This window comes from Halovenus halobia (genome assembly GCF_051414135.1).
Lineage (GTDB): Archaea > Halobacteriota > Halobacteria > Halobacteriales > Haloarculaceae > Halovenus > Halovenus halobia.
Window position 1 is genome coordinate 202,178 of sequence record NZ_JBLKOA010000003.1, and the last position, 13,486, is coordinate 215,663.

At 61.7% G+C, this 13,486-nt stretch carries 14 protein-coding genes; 6 read left to right on the forward strand and 8 right to left on the reverse strand.

Annotated features, from left to right (window positions below):
• Positions 1 to 72 precede the first annotated feature (72 nt).
• Positions 73 to 738 carry a helix-turn-helix domain-containing protein gene (locus ACMGFM_RS10175; protein WP_436902467.1) on the reverse strand — a complete coding sequence of 222 codons (666 nt, stop codon included), beginning with the start codon at positions 736 to 738 and terminating at the stop codon, positions 73 to 75.
• Positions 739 to 829: 91 nt separating this feature from the next.
• On the opposite strand from ACMGFM_RS10175, the gene ACMGFM_RS10180 reads away from it, so the two are divergent.
• Complete coding sequence (locus ACMGFM_RS10180) at positions 830 to 1,942, forward strand: NADH dehydrogenase subunit (protein ID WP_436902469.1); 1,113 nt, start codon at positions 830 to 832, stop codon at positions 1,940 to 1,942.
• A 41-nt stretch (positions 1,943 to 1,983) separates the two neighbouring features.
• On the opposite strand, the gene ACMGFM_RS10185 is transcribed toward ACMGFM_RS10180, so the two are convergent.
• Complete coding sequence (locus ACMGFM_RS10185) at positions 1,984 to 3,960, reverse strand: helix-hairpin-helix domain-containing protein (protein ID WP_436902471.1); 1,977 nt, start codon at positions 3,958 to 3,960, stop codon at positions 1,984 to 1,986.
• Positions 3,961 to 4,041: 81 nt separating this feature from the next.
• On the opposite strand from ACMGFM_RS10185, the gene ACMGFM_RS10190 reads away from it, so the two are divergent.
• Positions 4,042 to 4,701, forward strand: coding sequence for a metallophosphoesterase family protein (locus tag ACMGFM_RS10190; protein ID WP_436902473.1), 660 nt, complete (start codon positions 4,042 to 4,044; stop codon positions 4,699 to 4,701).
• 19 nt (positions 4,702 to 4,720) lie between these two features.
• Here ACMGFM_RS10190 and ACMGFM_RS10195 read toward each other — a convergent pair whose 3' ends face one another.
• The 3 genes from ACMGFM_RS10195 to ACMGFM_RS10205 form a co-directional block, all read right to left on the reverse strand.
• Positions 4,721 to 5,902, reverse strand: coding sequence for an aspartate kinase (locus tag ACMGFM_RS10195; protein ID WP_436902475.1), 1,182 nt, complete (start codon positions 5,900 to 5,902; stop codon positions 4,721 to 4,723).
• A gap of 195 nt (positions 5,903 to 6,097) precedes the next feature.
• Positions 6,098 to 6,583 (reverse strand): PIN domain-containing protein, encoded by a 486-nt coding sequence (locus ACMGFM_RS10200; RefSeq protein WP_436902477.1) that lies wholly within the window; start codon positions 6,581 to 6,583, stop codon positions 6,098 to 6,100.
• Between the two features lie 3 nt (positions 6,584 to 6,586).
• Positions 6,587 to 6,889 carry a ribbon-helix-helix protein, CopG family gene (locus ACMGFM_RS10205; RefSeq protein ID WP_436902479.1) on the reverse strand — a complete coding sequence of 101 codons (303 nt, stop codon included), beginning with the start codon at positions 6,887 to 6,889 and terminating at the stop codon, positions 6,587 to 6,589.
• 214 nt (positions 6,890 to 7,103) lie between these two features.
• On the opposite strand from ACMGFM_RS10205, the gene ACMGFM_RS10210 reads away from it, so the two are divergent.
• Together ACMGFM_RS10210 and ilvA are read left to right on the forward strand one after the other, a co-directional pair.
• A complete protein-coding gene (locus ACMGFM_RS10210) occupies positions 7,104 to 7,490 on the forward strand; it encodes a hypothetical protein (protein WP_436902480.1) in 387 nt (128 codons plus the stop codon).
• A gap of 247 nt (positions 7,491 to 7,737) precedes the next feature.
• Positions 7,738 to 8,973: a threonine ammonia-lyase gene (ilvA, locus tag ACMGFM_RS10215; protein ID WP_436902482.1), complete on the forward strand. Its 1,236-nt coding sequence runs from the start codon at positions 7,738 to 7,740 to the stop codon at positions 8,971 to 8,973.
• 30 nt (positions 8,974 to 9,003) lie between these two features.
• On the opposite strand, the gene ACMGFM_RS10220 is transcribed toward ilvA, so the two are convergent.
• From ACMGFM_RS10220 to ACMGFM_RS10230, 3 genes are all read right to left on the reverse strand, one after another.
• Positions 9,004 to 9,342, reverse strand: coding sequence for a glutaredoxin family protein (locus tag ACMGFM_RS10220; RefSeq protein WP_436902484.1), 339 nt, complete (start codon positions 9,340 to 9,342; stop codon positions 9,004 to 9,006).
• Between the two features lie 95 nt (positions 9,343 to 9,437).
• Complete coding sequence (locus ACMGFM_RS10225) at positions 9,438 to 10,787, reverse strand: DEAD/DEAH box helicase (RefSeq protein ID WP_436902486.1); 1,350 nt, start codon at positions 10,785 to 10,787, stop codon at positions 9,438 to 9,440.
• A gap of 4 nt (positions 10,788 to 10,791) precedes the next feature.
• The gene (locus tag ACMGFM_RS10230; protein ID WP_436902488.1) at positions 10,792 to 11,382 is read right to left on the reverse strand and encodes a HalX domain-containing protein; all 591 of its coding nucleotides are present in this window, start codon (positions 11,380 to 11,382) and stop codon (positions 10,792 to 10,794) included.
• A gap of 101 nt (positions 11,383 to 11,483) precedes the next feature.
• Between ACMGFM_RS10230 and ACMGFM_RS10235 the strand changes: the two genes are divergently transcribed.
• Together ACMGFM_RS10235 and ACMGFM_RS10240 are read left to right on the forward strand one after the other, a co-directional pair.
• Positions 11,484 to 12,539 carry an anthranilate phosphoribosyltransferase gene (locus ACMGFM_RS10235; RefSeq protein WP_436902489.1) on the forward strand — a complete coding sequence of 352 codons (1,056 nt, stop codon included), beginning with the start codon at positions 11,484 to 11,486 and terminating at the stop codon, positions 12,537 to 12,539.
• A complete protein-coding gene (locus tag ACMGFM_RS10240; RefSeq protein WP_436902491.1) occupies positions 12,539 to 13,486 on the forward strand; it encodes an alpha/beta fold hydrolase in 948 nt (315 codons plus the stop codon). Before ACMGFM_RS10235 ends, ACMGFM_RS10240 begins: the two co-directional genes overlap by 1 nt.

Here is a 13,486-nt window from a genome sequence, read left to right on the forward strand (position 1 = left end):
GAGGGTCCGACTCAGTTCGGCGTCGACTGTCTCCACAGACGGCACCGCCAGCAACGAACGCTCCTCGTCCGTTCAGAACGGGCCACCCGTGACGAGGTCTGCCATGACCGTCTGCTCGGCCCGGCGGAGTAACTCGCCCACGGTTCCGGTCGAACACTCGAGTCTGTCGGCCACCGCGTCGAGTCCGGCCGCCCGTGGCACCTCGTAGTAGCCACAGTCGACGGCGGCAGTGACGGCTTCAAGCTGGCGTTCGGTGAGCCCGACGCGGCTATCGATGCTACTCGACGGGAACTCGCCGACCGTGCGGACCTCGGTCTGGGTCGTCTCCCCAACCGCGTCGGCCGCCGACTGTATAGCCTCGGCCGGGCCGATAACCGCCACCCAAACTGTCCCGTCTGTGCGGTATTCCAGCGGGCGGGCACGCAACAATCCCGGTCGAGAGAACGCGTCGATGAGTCCCCGCCCGGATTCGGTCACCTCGTCGCGGACGTAGATGTAAAACGAGTCGTCGGGACAGGGAGCAATCTCGAAGTCGATGACCGACGGCACCGCCTGTATCGTCTCTCTGTAGGGACCGACTGGCCCGTCGACGTGAAAGAGCAACGCGTGGTCCCTCGGCGCGTACTGGTGGTGATAGAGCTGTCTGGCAACGGTGTACTCGTCGTGGTCGACGACGAACTGGTGCATCGGATGGCGGTCCTCGGCCGGCCGGTCGATACTGAGTTCGAGATACCGCACGCTGGCTCCCGGTTCTCTTGCCGGCGATATAAACCCACCTCACCCTTGCGGAGGAACCCCGAGGTCTGTCCGGACGGTAGTTGGCCGTGTCATGACCGAATCACTCGTTCGAGAGAAACGGCCAACAGAAACCGGTCTCGTCGCCACAATCCGTGACGCCGGCGTGGCCGGCGCAGGTGGTGCCGGCTTTCCGACCTACTCGAAGTGGGACCGAATCGACGAGGTGGACGCGCTGTTAGTGAACCACCAGGAGAGCGAACCAAACTACTTCATCGACAAGTGGCTCGGCCGAGAGCACGCGACAGCCTTCGCCTCGCTGTTCGAGTTCCTGCTCAAGGAGTTACTCGATGTCGTCGTCGTCAGCGCCAAGGACAAAGACAGAGACCACCTGCGAGCGCTGGAGCGTCTGACCGGCGGGACCGTCTACACACCCGGACAACTGCCGGTGGACCAGACAACAGAGTCGGGCGTCGTCTTCGCCTACACTGATGACACCTACCAGTACGGCATGGAGAGCGTGCTCCTGAACGTCGTCGCCGACACTGTCATCGGCGACGGACTCCCGATGGACCACGGCTGGCTCGTCCAGAACACCGAAACGCTGTACAACGTCTTCCGGGCCTGGACGGAGCGGGCACCGGTGACACGGACGTACGTCCACGTCGGCGGGAACGTCCCACGGCACCGGTTTCTCGACGTGCCAGTCGGCACACCAGCACAGACTGTACTCGACGCGGCAGGGTTCTCCGAGGGCGAGTTGGACTCCGATACCCTCCTCGTCAGCGGCGGCCCGGGCTGGTGTTTCCCGGTCGACGGTGCCCCCGATACCGTCGGAGTTCGCAAACACACGAACTGTCTGATGGTTCTCGACAGTGCGACCGCCGACCGGCATACTCTCGGGAGCGACCGCATCGACGTGTTGGAGACGGCTGACTGGACGGAGCGGGCGTTCGAGACAGAGCCGAGCGAGCGAATCGAGCCGGAAACTGTACACGTCCCGCTAGTCACGAACCCGGAGATTGGCGTAGTCACGCCGAGCGAGCCGACAGTCACCGTCGGCGAGACTGTCGAAACCGGTGACCGAATCGCCGAGCCGACTGGGACTGGCGTGAGTATTCCACAGCACGCCTCGGTCGACGGGCGAGTCACCGCAGTCGGTGAGACGACGATTAGTATCGAGGCCGAGTCAGCTACCTACGAGTAAACTCGTGGGCTTCCGCGCTGTTACCGCTGTGAGACCAGGACTCAGAACTTCCGCAACAGGCCGTCGTAGAAGCCTTCCTCGGCCTCGCCGGCGAGTTTCTCGACGATGAGTTCCGGCGTCGACCGGGCGAGTTGGCCCTTCACGGGGGTGCGGTCGACCTGCAACTCGCCGTCCTCGATACCGTCGGCCTGAATCCCGTCGACGGTCAGTTCGGTGTCGGCAGCGTCGATGATTTCACGCGCAAGATGAGAGACGAACACCGCCGTCGCCCCGCGTGCGTCCAGCGCTTCGAGAATGCCGGCCATGATGTTCGCGCTCGCGCCGGGTTCGGTGATGCTTTCGAGTTCGTCGACCAGCACCAGCACCGAGCGCTGTTCGCTGACGCTCGTCACGAGGTCACCGAACTCTCGCAGCGTGGACTCGAACGCGCCGGCGTCGAGCGTTCCCTGTGTTTTGGCGTGGTAGTGAAGTTCATCGATTCGTTCGACGCGAGCGTACGCGGCCGGGACTGGCAGGCCCATGTGTGCGAGCGTGACGACCAGCCCCACGAGATCCAGCGTCGAGGTTTTGCCACCGCTGTTGACTCCCGAGAGCAGCGCCACGCCGGAGACGCGGTAGTCAATCGGTTCGACCGCCTCGAAAGGCACATCGAGCAGCGGCGAGCGACCACCTTCGATACCGAAGCCATCGCCGCCGAACTCGGGCATCGTGCACTCGAAGTCTTCGGCAAAGCGAGCAATCGCGAGTTCGAGGTCGAGTTCGAGCGCTCGGTCGACGAGTTCTCGGCAGGCCGCCTGCAGGCCGGCGAGTTCGTCGGCAACCTCGCATTTCTGGCGACTCGCTCGCCGGTCACGCATTGCCGTGAGTTCCTCACGAAGTCGCGAGAGTGCCTGCTCGTCGTGTTCGACCGGGAAGGTCGGTTCCTCCTCGAAGACGCGGTTGGCGAGGCTCACCGTATCAGTCAGGTCGAGACCATCGACGAACTGCTCGCGGGCCTGTCTAATCGCGTCGGCGTACTCGTCTGCGAGTTCGCGCTGTAGCAGCGAGTCGACGCCGGCACCGCGCTCGACCAGCGAGAGCAGGTCACCACCCTCGATAGTCACGTCGCGTTCCTCGATAGCCTCCCGGAGGCGGTCGTTTGCCAGCCGCTCGGCCTCCTCGACTGCGCTATCGAGGCTGTCGAGTGCGGCGTTGAGTCTGTCGAGATTCTCGTCGCCCTGGACAGCCCCACCCTCGTCGAGGCGGGCCAGCGCCGTGTCGAGCGTATCGAGGTCACAGGGTGCGTCGAGGTCGGCCTCCCGGTGAACCTCTGTGGCGGCCCGCAGCGGCGCTCGATTGTGCGCAAAAAAGGAGAGCGTTCGCTCGGGGACGACCGACTCCGGATCCGAAAGCGCGTCAGGTTCGACACGGACATCTCCCTCCAGGTCAGTGCCAGCGAAGGCTTCGTCCAGCGCAATCACCGTCGAGTAACCCCGAGCGAGTTCCGAGAGTTGGCGGGTATCCTCGACGAGTTCGACGCTCATCTCCGGGACGGCGTCTCGGGCCGCGGAATACGTCTCGGCGTCCTGTGTCGCGAGACAGCGGTCTCGGACTCGCACGTCCCCGGGCGAATCCAGCGGTTCGACCCCCTCCAGTGCAGCCAAGACTTCCTCGGTTGGGTCTCGAGCCATCGCCGCTCGCGCGAGGTCGCGAACCTCTTCGATACGGGAGTCGACACCGCTCGGGTACAGCGTCTCCAGTCGCTTCGCGGCGTATTCGGTGACAGTGCGGTCCTGCAGCAGGTTCAGCGCGTCACGGTGGAGTTCGCGGGCTCGCGGTGTCGCGGCGAAGCCGCCGGGGTCGTCGTGGCGGTCACGAATCGCACCACGAGCGATACGGGCGGCCCGGCCCTCGCTGATTCCCGGTGCGCGGGCGAGTGTCGTGATATCACCCTCGCGAAGCGCGTGCTCTGGGTCTTCGAGCGCGCGCAACGACTCTGCGGTTTTCTCGCCGACACCGGGAATCGTCGTCAGTTCCATCACCTGACCAATTCGGTGCGGGGGAGAAAAATCTAGCGAGGAGGCGACAGCCATTAGCCGCCACCAGCCGATACATCGCGTATGAAGGTTGGCGTGCTCTCGGATATTCACGGCAACAAGGTCGCACTGGATGCCGTGCTGGCAGATATGCCGCCAGTTGAGCGACTGCTGTGTGCAGGCGACATCGTCGGCTACAACCCGTGGCCGGCGGCCTGTGTCGAGTGGATTCGAGAGCGCTCGGTGCCGACAGTCCGGGGCAATCACGACCGAGTCACAGCGGCCGGCGGCGGTGCTGGCTTCAACAGTATGGCCGGTGCCGGCGTCGAATACGCCCGCAAACAACTCTCCGATGACCAACTCGCCTTTCTGAAGGCGTTGCTCGACTCTCGCCGCGAGTGTGAGGGGCGAGTCCGTCTCGTCCACGGCCACCCGAACGACCCCGACCGCTACACCTACCCCGCCCAGTTCGGCCCGGAACTGCTCGGCGAGGAAGACGTACTGGTAATGGGTCACACCCACGTGCAGGCACACGAGGTTTACGACGAGGGTATCGTGATGAATCCCGGCAGTGTCGGTCAGCCACGCGACGGCGACCCGCGAGCGGCGTATGCAGTCGTAGACCTTGAGGAGATGGCGGTTACCGAGCACCGCGTCGAGTACGACATCGAACGCGTGCAGGAGGCTGTCCGGGACGCAGGACTCCCGGGCCAGATTGCTGACCGTCTCGATAAAGGTCGGTGAACCGAGCGCAGACCGCGAGTTAGAACACGTCTCGAAGCAGGTCGAGTGCTTGCTCGCGGTCCTCCCAGTCGACGAAGACGGAGACGGAGGTGGCGCTGGTGACGACATCGTGCAGGTAGATGTTGTGTTCGGCAAGCGGCGTCAACACGCGGTTGACAGCACCGCTCTGGCCTTCGAGTTCGCCGCCGGCGATTCTGATAACCGCGATGTTGTTCTCGATAGTCACACTGGAGAGAATCTCGTCTTCGACGACCTGGTCGTGCAGCACTGCTTCGGCTTCCTCGGCGTCTTCACCGTCGACGTAGAAAGTCACGGAGTCAAGCCCGCTAGAGTTCGTCTCGACGTTGACGCCAGCGTCCGAGAGGGCGTTGGAGAGTCGGGCGAGCACGCCTGGCTGGTTGCGAATCGACCGGCCGGCGATGGTGAGACAGGCCAGTTGCCGCTCCTGCAGGTCGATAAGGTTCTCGAACTCACCTTCGATGTCGGTCCCGCCCGAAAGGAGGTCGCCGTGTTGGTGGTGGACAACCCGAACCTCCATGTCGTCCGTTTTGTAGGTGAGGGCTGACGGTGCAACCACTTCGGCACCGCGGAAAGAGAGATTTCGGAGTTCGTCGACGGTAATCTCGCCGACGTTACGCGCGCCCTCGACGACGTTGGGGTCGCCAGTCATGACACCTTCAACGTCGGTGACGATGACAACCTCGTCGGCTTCCATGTAGTTGCCGAGCATGACCGCCGTGGTGTCGCTGCCACCGCGGCCCAGTGTCGTAATCGTACCGTTGTGGTCCTCTGCAAGGAAGCCAGTGATGACGGGGACGACGCCCTCGCTCATCGCTTTCGCACAGTCCATCGCTCGGCTTTTGGTCACGTCGACATCGACTTCGCCGTACTCGTCGGTGATGATTGGCCAGTTCGGTCGGCCGGGTTCGAGAAACTCGGCGTCGATGCCGCGGGATTCGAGTGCGCCTTTCAGCATCCGAACAGAGGTCCGTTCGCCCATGCTGACGATTTCGGCGCGGTCAGCCTCGGTGGCGTCGAATTTCATCTCTTCGAGCAAAACGTCAGTTGTGCCACCCATTGCGCTGACGACGACCGCCACCTCGTGGCCGGCCTCGACTGCCGCGGCGATGGAGTCTGCTGCTCTGTTGATGCGGTCACCGTTGGCGACGCTTGTTCCACCAAACTTCGCGACTATCCGCATACAACCACCTGTGTGTATCGCTGACTCATTTCCCGCCCCTTTGTCGTCGGGGTGGATAACTGTGTTCATCGCTAGAAGTGTAGAAAAATCGATGATATTGTGAGTTCGTTTCGTAATTCACTGTGGTTGCCGTAGAATCGCAGACGAAACCGGGAAATGCTGCACGAATCTCTCGCTATCGAGGAAAAATAGTACTCACTCGAAGAGCGGTTTCGCACGCCGATAGATCGGTGCGCCAAGCCAGTCCCGTTGCTCCGCCAGTTCGTCGAGTTTTGCCAGCGCTTCGTTCCGTTCGAGTACATCTCGCTCAACGAGTGCCTTCAGAACGATTGGTGAGATTGCGACCTGCACGTCTGCGACCGCCTGGAGTTCGGGTAGTGCGCGGAGGTCATCAGTGATCAGGAATGCTACGTCAAGGTCCTTGGTAAGCGCTGCACAGCTCCCCTCTCCCTCATCGACGCGAGAGGAAGTGAACGCTTCCTCGACCTGATGGACTGCTAGCCGGTCCCGGCGGTCGAGTACGCTATTGGCGGCGATTCCGTGACGGTCGTCGTACGCTCCGGTGGCTTCCAGTTCGTCAACGACGGTTTCGGTGGTGTGTACGCGAAACTCCGTGAAGAACGTGCCGAGCAGGTCAACCGAGGCGAGAGAGACGAGAGCACTCGTGTCTGCGATGATCATGCGTTACAGGTCTGCCATGTCGTCGGCAAGGTCCTCGCCTTGGTCCAGAATTCTTTTCGAGGCGCGGACTGATTCAGCGTCCTGTCTGCCGACGAACTCCGAGAGCACGTCGAAACCGATCTGGTCGTCGAGGTAGAGTTCGACGACTGCTTCCCGGAACTTCTCGTCATCTTCGATGTCGTCCAGATAACTCTGGAGTGCTTCGACGATGATTTCGGTCCGGTTTTTGTGTGTGACTTCCGCCGCCACGTCTGCCTTCTCGATTAGGGCTTCGGGAAGTCGAAAGTTGACCCTCGTGGTACCCATAGGAACTGATTGTACATACATTGAACATACAAATTGAAAAGCGTTCTTGCTACGCCGGGGGCCGTGAGAGGACAATTCCATCCTGGTCCGTCGCTATTTCTGAGTTCACCGAAGTCTATGGTAGTTCCATAGAATGGCTCGGACAGCTGATCACCGCTGGCTCATAAGACAATCGACGTATGGTTTAATTGGGTAGGGTGCTAACGTGACACGTATGGAACTGCGGGACGCTCTCGAAGCGGACGCCAGCAGACTCGCCTCGTTGACGGATACACCCCGTGATGTGATGCGTAATCTCGTCCACGACCGCACGGTCCGAATCGCCGAGCGAGATGAGGATATCGTCGGCTTCGTGAGCTACGACGCTCGCGACCAGACCATCCACGTCACCCAGCTCGAGGGCAAAGAATCAATTTACGAACAGTTGCTCGAAGAACCGCTACGGTTTGCCCGGACCGAAGGGATGGCCGTCGAACTGCTCGTCCTGGAGACGGAATCAGAAATTCAGACAGTCGCCAGCGAAATGGGATTCGAGCAGACTGGTCCCGGCCCGCGCTTCGAGGGTGAACCGACCGTCCGGTACCGCGTGGACAATCTCTAAGCGGCCAGCAGTGGAGAGATATTGACAGCCATTCGACTGCTCTATTTATAAGTGATGACAGCTGTTCGACCCACGTCAGACAGGCGGCATATGCCACCGACGTCTTCCGGTTCTCAACTGTGCGTTGTCACACGCAGTTTTAAGTATCCCTGACGGTACCTCCGGAATGCAGTCGCGACTGCACAGTCACACGCTATCCCCCCGTGGGTCACACAGTATTTCACCGACGGGAGTGAAGAGGTGTCGTATGCTCGAGTTGGACGACGTACTGGCGGCTCGCGACCGCGTTGCAGAAACATCGCGGCACACGCCGCTGGTGTACTCACACACCTTTTCTGCGATGACAGGTGCTGACGTGCACGTCAAACAGGAGATGCTCCAGCGAACCGGCGCGTTCAAAATCAGGGGAGCCACCAACCGAATCGCCACGCTCACCGACGAACAACGTGAGAAGGGAGTGGTCACCGCGAGCGCGGGCAACCACGCCCAGGGTGTCGCGCTCGCAGCGACACGGATGGGTGTTGATTCGATTGTCGTAATGCCCGAGGACGCCCCTATCTCGAAAATTAAAGCGACCCGAAGTTACGGGGCCGAGGTGGTGTTACATGGCATCGACTACGACGCCGCCGCCGAATACGCCCGCGAAATCGAGCGTGAACAGGACATGTACTACCTGCCGGCGTTCGACGACTGGGAGGTAATGGCAGGACAGGGGACACTCGGTATCGAGATTCTCGAAAATCTGCCAAGCGTCGAAACCGTTGTCGTTCCCATCGGCGGCGGCGGCCTCATCTCGGGAGTTGCGACAGCCCTCAAAGGCAAAAAGCCGAGCGTGCGAGTGATTGGTGTACAGGCGGAGGGTGCCTCAAGCGTTGCTCCATCACTCGAGAAAGGTGAACGAATCGTCAGAGATAGTGTCGATACAATTGCCGACGGAATCGCAACACGGACCGTCGGCGAAAAGACGTTCGAGGTGATCAAAGAGCGCGTTGACGAGGTAGTGACCGTCTCGGACGCAGACATCGCGGTCGCCATGACAACGCTGCTGGAGCGGTCGAAGACACTCGTCGAGGGCGCGGGTGCGGTGCCGCTGGCGGCGTTGCTCGCCGGAGAGTTCGAGTACGAAGACGACGAGACAATCGTGCCTGTGCTCTGTGGGGGCAACGTCGATATGAACACACTGACCACAGTCATCATGCGAGGATTGATCGAGACGGGCCGGTACGTGCGGATTCGAACTGTGCTTCCGGACCGGCCCGGCGCGCTCGATTCGCTGGTTCGGGTGCTCTCGGAGCACGAGGCAAACATTTACGCGATGCAACACGACCGGACATCCCGTGACGTGTCGATGGACGACGCCGAGATTGATATCGACCTGGAGACACGAGGCCACGAGCACATCGACGAACTACTCCACGGGCTTGCCGAGGCGGGCTACGACATCGAGGTGCTCACGCGAAAAGAGGAGAACACCAACAGCTGAACAGACTGTCGTGACTGCGATAGCAACGAACTACTCCAGACGGGACGCGAGGACACCACGTTCGTCGAGTGTCTGAAGAACATCGCTGCCGCCGATAAATTCGCCCTCGAGGTACGCCTGTGGAATCGTCTCCCACCCGCTCTTTTCGGCGAGGGCGTCGCGGTACGCTTCGAGGGCGTCGAGGACGTTGACAGTGGCGATGTCGTCGCGGTACTGTGTCAGTACCTGCAGCGCCTCCCGAGAGTAGGCACACTGGGGCATCTCCCTGTCACCCTTCATAAACAGAACGAGGTCGTTGTTGGCAAGGGCGGTCTCGACCCGCTGGGCAGCCTCTGATTCGGTGAGATCCGACTGGGGACGATGCTGCATATCTGTCGCTTGTAGTGGATAAGTAAATTGCTTCCGGACTGGAGCAAAAATAATTCCTTCGTGTGATTTTAATTCCGACACCGGGTCAGTGGCCGTCAGCGTCGTCTGCTCGCAACTCGTTCCTCTGCGGTCTCCTCGGTGACGAGTTCGTACAGCGTCGCAGGGCGGGCGTCATCGGTCGGTCGGAGGATCCGACCAAGACGCTGTGTAAACTCGCGCTCGCTGCCCGACCCCGAGAGCACAACAGCAACGTTGGCGGCAGGAACATCGACCCCCTCGTCGAGAACGTTTGCGGTGACAACTCGGGTGTACTCGCCGGCACGGAACTTTTCGAGAATGTCCCGACGCTCGCTTGCACCGGTTTCGTGCGTGATTGCGGGCAGGAGAAACCGCTCTGAGAGGCGGTAAACGAGGTCGGTGTGTGCGGTAAAGACGATAACTCGGTCCTCGCGGTGGCGGTCGAGAATGTCTGCGAGACGGTCGACTTTCCCATCGGCGTTCATCATCACCTCACGAGCACGCTGTTTGGCGAGCAGTGCGTCCCGAGCCTTCGGGTCGGTGCCGGAGCGTTTGACCAGTTGCTGGTAGTCGCTGCCGCTCGTGAGCTGGATGTTCGACTCAGCGAGGTAGTCGGTGAAGATTTTCTGGTTGCGGTCGTACTGGTCTCGTTCGTCGGCTGTCAGCGAGATATCGATCTGTTTGATGTCGTACGCCGAGAGATACTCGCCGGCCAGTTCCTCGGGGTCGAGCTGGAAGACAACGTCACCGACGAGCTCGGCAACCTGTTCGTGTGCGCCGTCGGGGCGCTCGAAGGTAGCGGTCAATCCGAGGCGAGCCGGCGCGGCGAGCAGCCGAGCGATGTCGCGGTAGCCCTCGCCGCCGAGGTGATGCACCTCGTCGAAGATGACCAGTCCGAACTGGTCGCCCAGTTCCTCGGCGCGGAGATACGCCGAATCGTACGTCGAGACGGTAATTGATTCCAGGCGCTGGCTGCCGCCGCCGAGGCGGCCAATCGGGCAGTCGAACTCACACTCGAGTTCATCGACCCACTGGTCGAGCAGGTCAACCGTTGGGACGACAACCAGTGTCGGCGTGTCGAGTGCCTCGATTGCAGCAATACCGATGACGGTTTTGCCGCTGCCGGTTGGGAGTTCGAGCACACCACGACGGCCGGCCGTCTCCCACGCGTCCAGTGCCTCAGACTGGTATGCTCGGAGTTTGTACGACGAGGCGACCGACAGCGTCGGAAGATCGAAGACATCGTCTTCGACGGTGTGGTCGGTCTGGTCGAGTGCATCACGAAGGTCGGCATACTGCCCGGCAGGGAGGCGATGCGTTTTCGACCGGGAGTCGTAGCTGAGCACAGCGGGCGCTTCTGTGGGTGGGTCGGAGAGTCCATCGACACGAATCGTGCCGTCCTCGTAGCTCAGGCAGAGAGTAGACACGGCGTTATTCGGTCGGAGTGCCGGTCTCTTGGTCAAGGTCCCGGAACGCGGCGGCGAAGTCGTCATCGTCGAACTCGGAGATGGTGTCGTCCAGGGCGTCGCGGGTCTCGTTCATCTCGGCTTCAAGTTGCTGGAACTGCTCGCTGTTTTGCAGTTCCGACTCGGGTTTGTTCGCAGCCAGTGTCGCGTGTTTCGCCGCCAGCGCGTAGTATCGCCGGAGCTTCTGCTCGTAGTCTGAACAGGCCAGCAGCCGGTCGATTGTCTCGAAGAGGTCATCACGGGAGACAGGTTTGATGACGTAATCGTCAAAGGGCATCTCGATGATGTCGAAGTCAGGGTCGACTGCTGTGACCATCGCGACGCGGATCTGCAGGTCGCGTTCGCGAATCTTCGCCAGCACCTCGTCGCCAGAAATGCCGGGCATACGCCGGTCCAGAAGGACGACGTCCACAGCGTCGTCGATATTGTCGAGTGCTTCCTGTCCTCCATACGCTGTCGACACGATGTACTCACTCTCGAGTTGGGCCGCGTACGCGTCTGCCACATCTGGCTCGTCGTCGACGACCAGTATCGTCGCAGGCTCGGTCGCACTCATTCTGGTATGTCTAGTGGCCAGCGAAGAGAAAAGGTTTCCGGGTAGCACAGCCATGCAACTGGCCTCGCAACCATTTAGACTGGGCTTTCCCTAGGGTGGGTATGAGCGAGCGTTCGACAGGCGACTGGCCGCTGGGCCGGCTAATGACCGAGGTTGTCGGCTCCGGACACAAATCCGCCGAGGACATGAACCGCGAGCAGGCACGAGAGTCGATGGAGCGGATTCTCGAACAAGAACCCGACGAGACGACGCTGGGTGCGTTCTGGCTGGCGAATCGCTGGAAACGCAACACGCCGACAGAACTGGCTGCGTTCAGTGACGTGATACGCGAGCAATCCGTCGAGACGGCAACGCCGGAGTGTGACCCAGTCGACTGTGGCGCAAACTACGACGGGAAACACAGCACGGCGCTACTCGGTGTCGCTGCCGGACTCGTCGCTGCTGCGGCCGGAACACCAGTCGTCACTCACAGCGGCGACCGGGTGCCGACACAGGAAGGAGACGCCTACAAACACGCTCTCGACGAACTCGGCGTCCAGACCGACCTCAGGCCCGCCGAGAGTGCGGCGATGACCGACGAGGTTGGCTTTGGATTCTACTACCAACCCCGGTTCAATCCCGAGGTGGACGACCTCTACGACCGCCGGGCGGAGATGGGCGTCCGAACCTACCTCAACACGGTCGAGACGCTGGCGAATCCAGCGGACGCAGACGTCCATCTCGGTAGTTTCTACCACCTTTCTTTTGCGAAGCGAATCGTCGACACATTCCAGGAGATGACCGCACAGGATGTTCCCCGCGTCATCATGTTTCAGGGGCTGGAAGGCTACGACGACATCCGGCCGGGCTCGACTGTCGTCGCCGAGTACGACGGCGAGTTCGATGACTTCGAGATCGAGACAGCAGCGTACGGGATGGACTTCGAGCGCGAAGAACTGGCCGTCGACGACGTGGCCGTAGATTCGGCGCGGATCACCCGGGAAGTGCTCGCCGGTGACCGTGAAGATGCGTTCGCTGACGCCATCGCGTTGAACGCAGCAGTACGACTCTACGCCGGCAGCGAAGTCGAAACACTCGATGCGGGGCTGACCCGCGCTCGGGGAGTCATCGATGACGGGAGAGCAGCCGACCGGCTGGACGCGCTACAGGCATTTTGATGGGTCACGCTGAGTTTCGCCATCCCGACGACCCCGAGAACTGGCGACACGAGACCGCCCGCGTCAACGGGGTCACCATGCACTACGTCTCCGTCGACCCCACCCCGGAGTCGGTCGACCACCCCACGGGGTCGGCACCGCTGGTCGTTCTGTTGCACGGCTTTCCCGAGCACTGGTACGCCTGGCACAGCCAGCTCGAACCGCTTGCTGAAGCTGGCTATCGCGTGGTCGCGCCGGATCTTCGGGGTTACAACCGCACGGACCAGCCCGACGGTGTCGACAGCTATCGACCAGCGGAACTCGTCGCTGACGTGCGAGAACTGATCGAGGCACAGGGCGCGGCGAGGGCCGCAGTGGTCGGCCACGACTGGGGCGGACTGGTCGGCTGGGAGCTTGCGATTCGTGAACCAGAGATTGTGCGTCAACTCGCCGTGCTGAACGCGCCACACCCGGACCGCTACCGCCAACAGCTCCGCCAGTCGCCGCGGCAGTTGCTGCGGTCGTGGTACGTCTTCGCCGCACAGCTCCCGTGGGTACCGGAACGGCTGCTGTGGGCGGGGCGGACCCGACTCGTCGATGAGATTGCGGCCGGAGCGGTCGACCCGTCAGTCTTCTCGGCGGAGACAAAAGCGCGGTACAGGGAGGCACTCGAGCGTGCTGGCAGTCTAACCGGGCCAGTCAACTACTACCGGGCCATGGGCCGTGAGACGGTCGAAGGAGAGCTGCGGTCGCTGCTACCCGGCAGAACACGACGTGACGGAACCGTCTCGGTCCCCACGCTGGTCTGCTGGGGCGTCGAGGACCCACTACTCGGAGAGGAACTGTTGTCGGGACTGACGGAGTGGGTGCCAGACTGTCAGATCGAGCGATTCGGCGAGACTGGTCACTGGCCACAGCTCGAACAGCCGAAAACGGTCACCGCAACGATACGACGATTTCTCGGGTAG

Excerpts from the sequence above, each read along its gene's own strand:
- ACMGFM_RS10180 (WP_436902469.1), top strand. The coding sequence starts at position 830 with ATGACCGAATCACTCGTTCGAGAGAAACGGCCAACAGAAACCGGTCTC.
- ACMGFM_RS10185 (WP_436902471.1), bottom strand. The coding sequence starts at position 3,960 with ATGGAACTGACGACGATTCCCGGTGTCGGCGAGAAAACCGCAGAGTCG.
- ACMGFM_RS10190 (WP_436902473.1), top strand. The coding sequence starts at position 4,042 with ATGAAGGTTGGCGTGCTCTCGGATATTCACGGCAACAAGGTCGCACTG.
- ACMGFM_RS10195 (WP_436902475.1), bottom strand. The coding sequence starts at position 5,902 with ATGCGGATAGTCGCGAAGTTTGGTGGAACAAGCGTCGCCAACGGTGAC.
- ACMGFM_RS10200 (WP_436902477.1), bottom strand. The coding sequence starts at position 6,583 with ATGATCATCGCAGACACGAGTGCTCTCGTCTCTCTCGCCTCGGTTGAC.
- ACMGFM_RS10205 (WP_436902479.1), bottom strand. The coding sequence starts at position 6,889 with ATGGGTACCACGAGGGTCAACTTTCGACTTCCCGAAGCCCTAATCGAG.
- ACMGFM_RS10210 (WP_436902480.1), top strand. The coding sequence starts at position 7,104 with ATGGAACTGCGGGACGCTCTCGAAGCGGACGCCAGCAGACTCGCCTCG.
- ilvA (WP_436902482.1), top strand. The coding sequence starts at position 7,738 with ATGCTCGAGTTGGACGACGTACTGGCGGCTCGCGACCGCGTTGCAGAA.
- ACMGFM_RS10220 (WP_436902484.1), bottom strand. The coding sequence starts at position 9,342 with ATGCAGCATCGTCCCCAGTCGGATCTCACCGAATCAGAGGCTGCCCAG.
- ACMGFM_RS10230 (WP_436902488.1), bottom strand. The coding sequence starts at position 11,382 with ATGAGTGCGACCGAGCCTGCGACGATACTGGTCGTCGACGACGAGCCA.
- ACMGFM_RS10235 (WP_436902489.1), top strand. The coding sequence starts at position 11,484 with ATGAGCGAGCGTTCGACAGGCGACTGGCCGCTGGGCCGGCTAATGACC.
- ACMGFM_RS10240 (WP_436902491.1), top strand. The coding sequence starts at position 12,539 with ATGGGTCACGCTGAGTTTCGCCATCCCGACGACCCCGAGAACTGGCGA.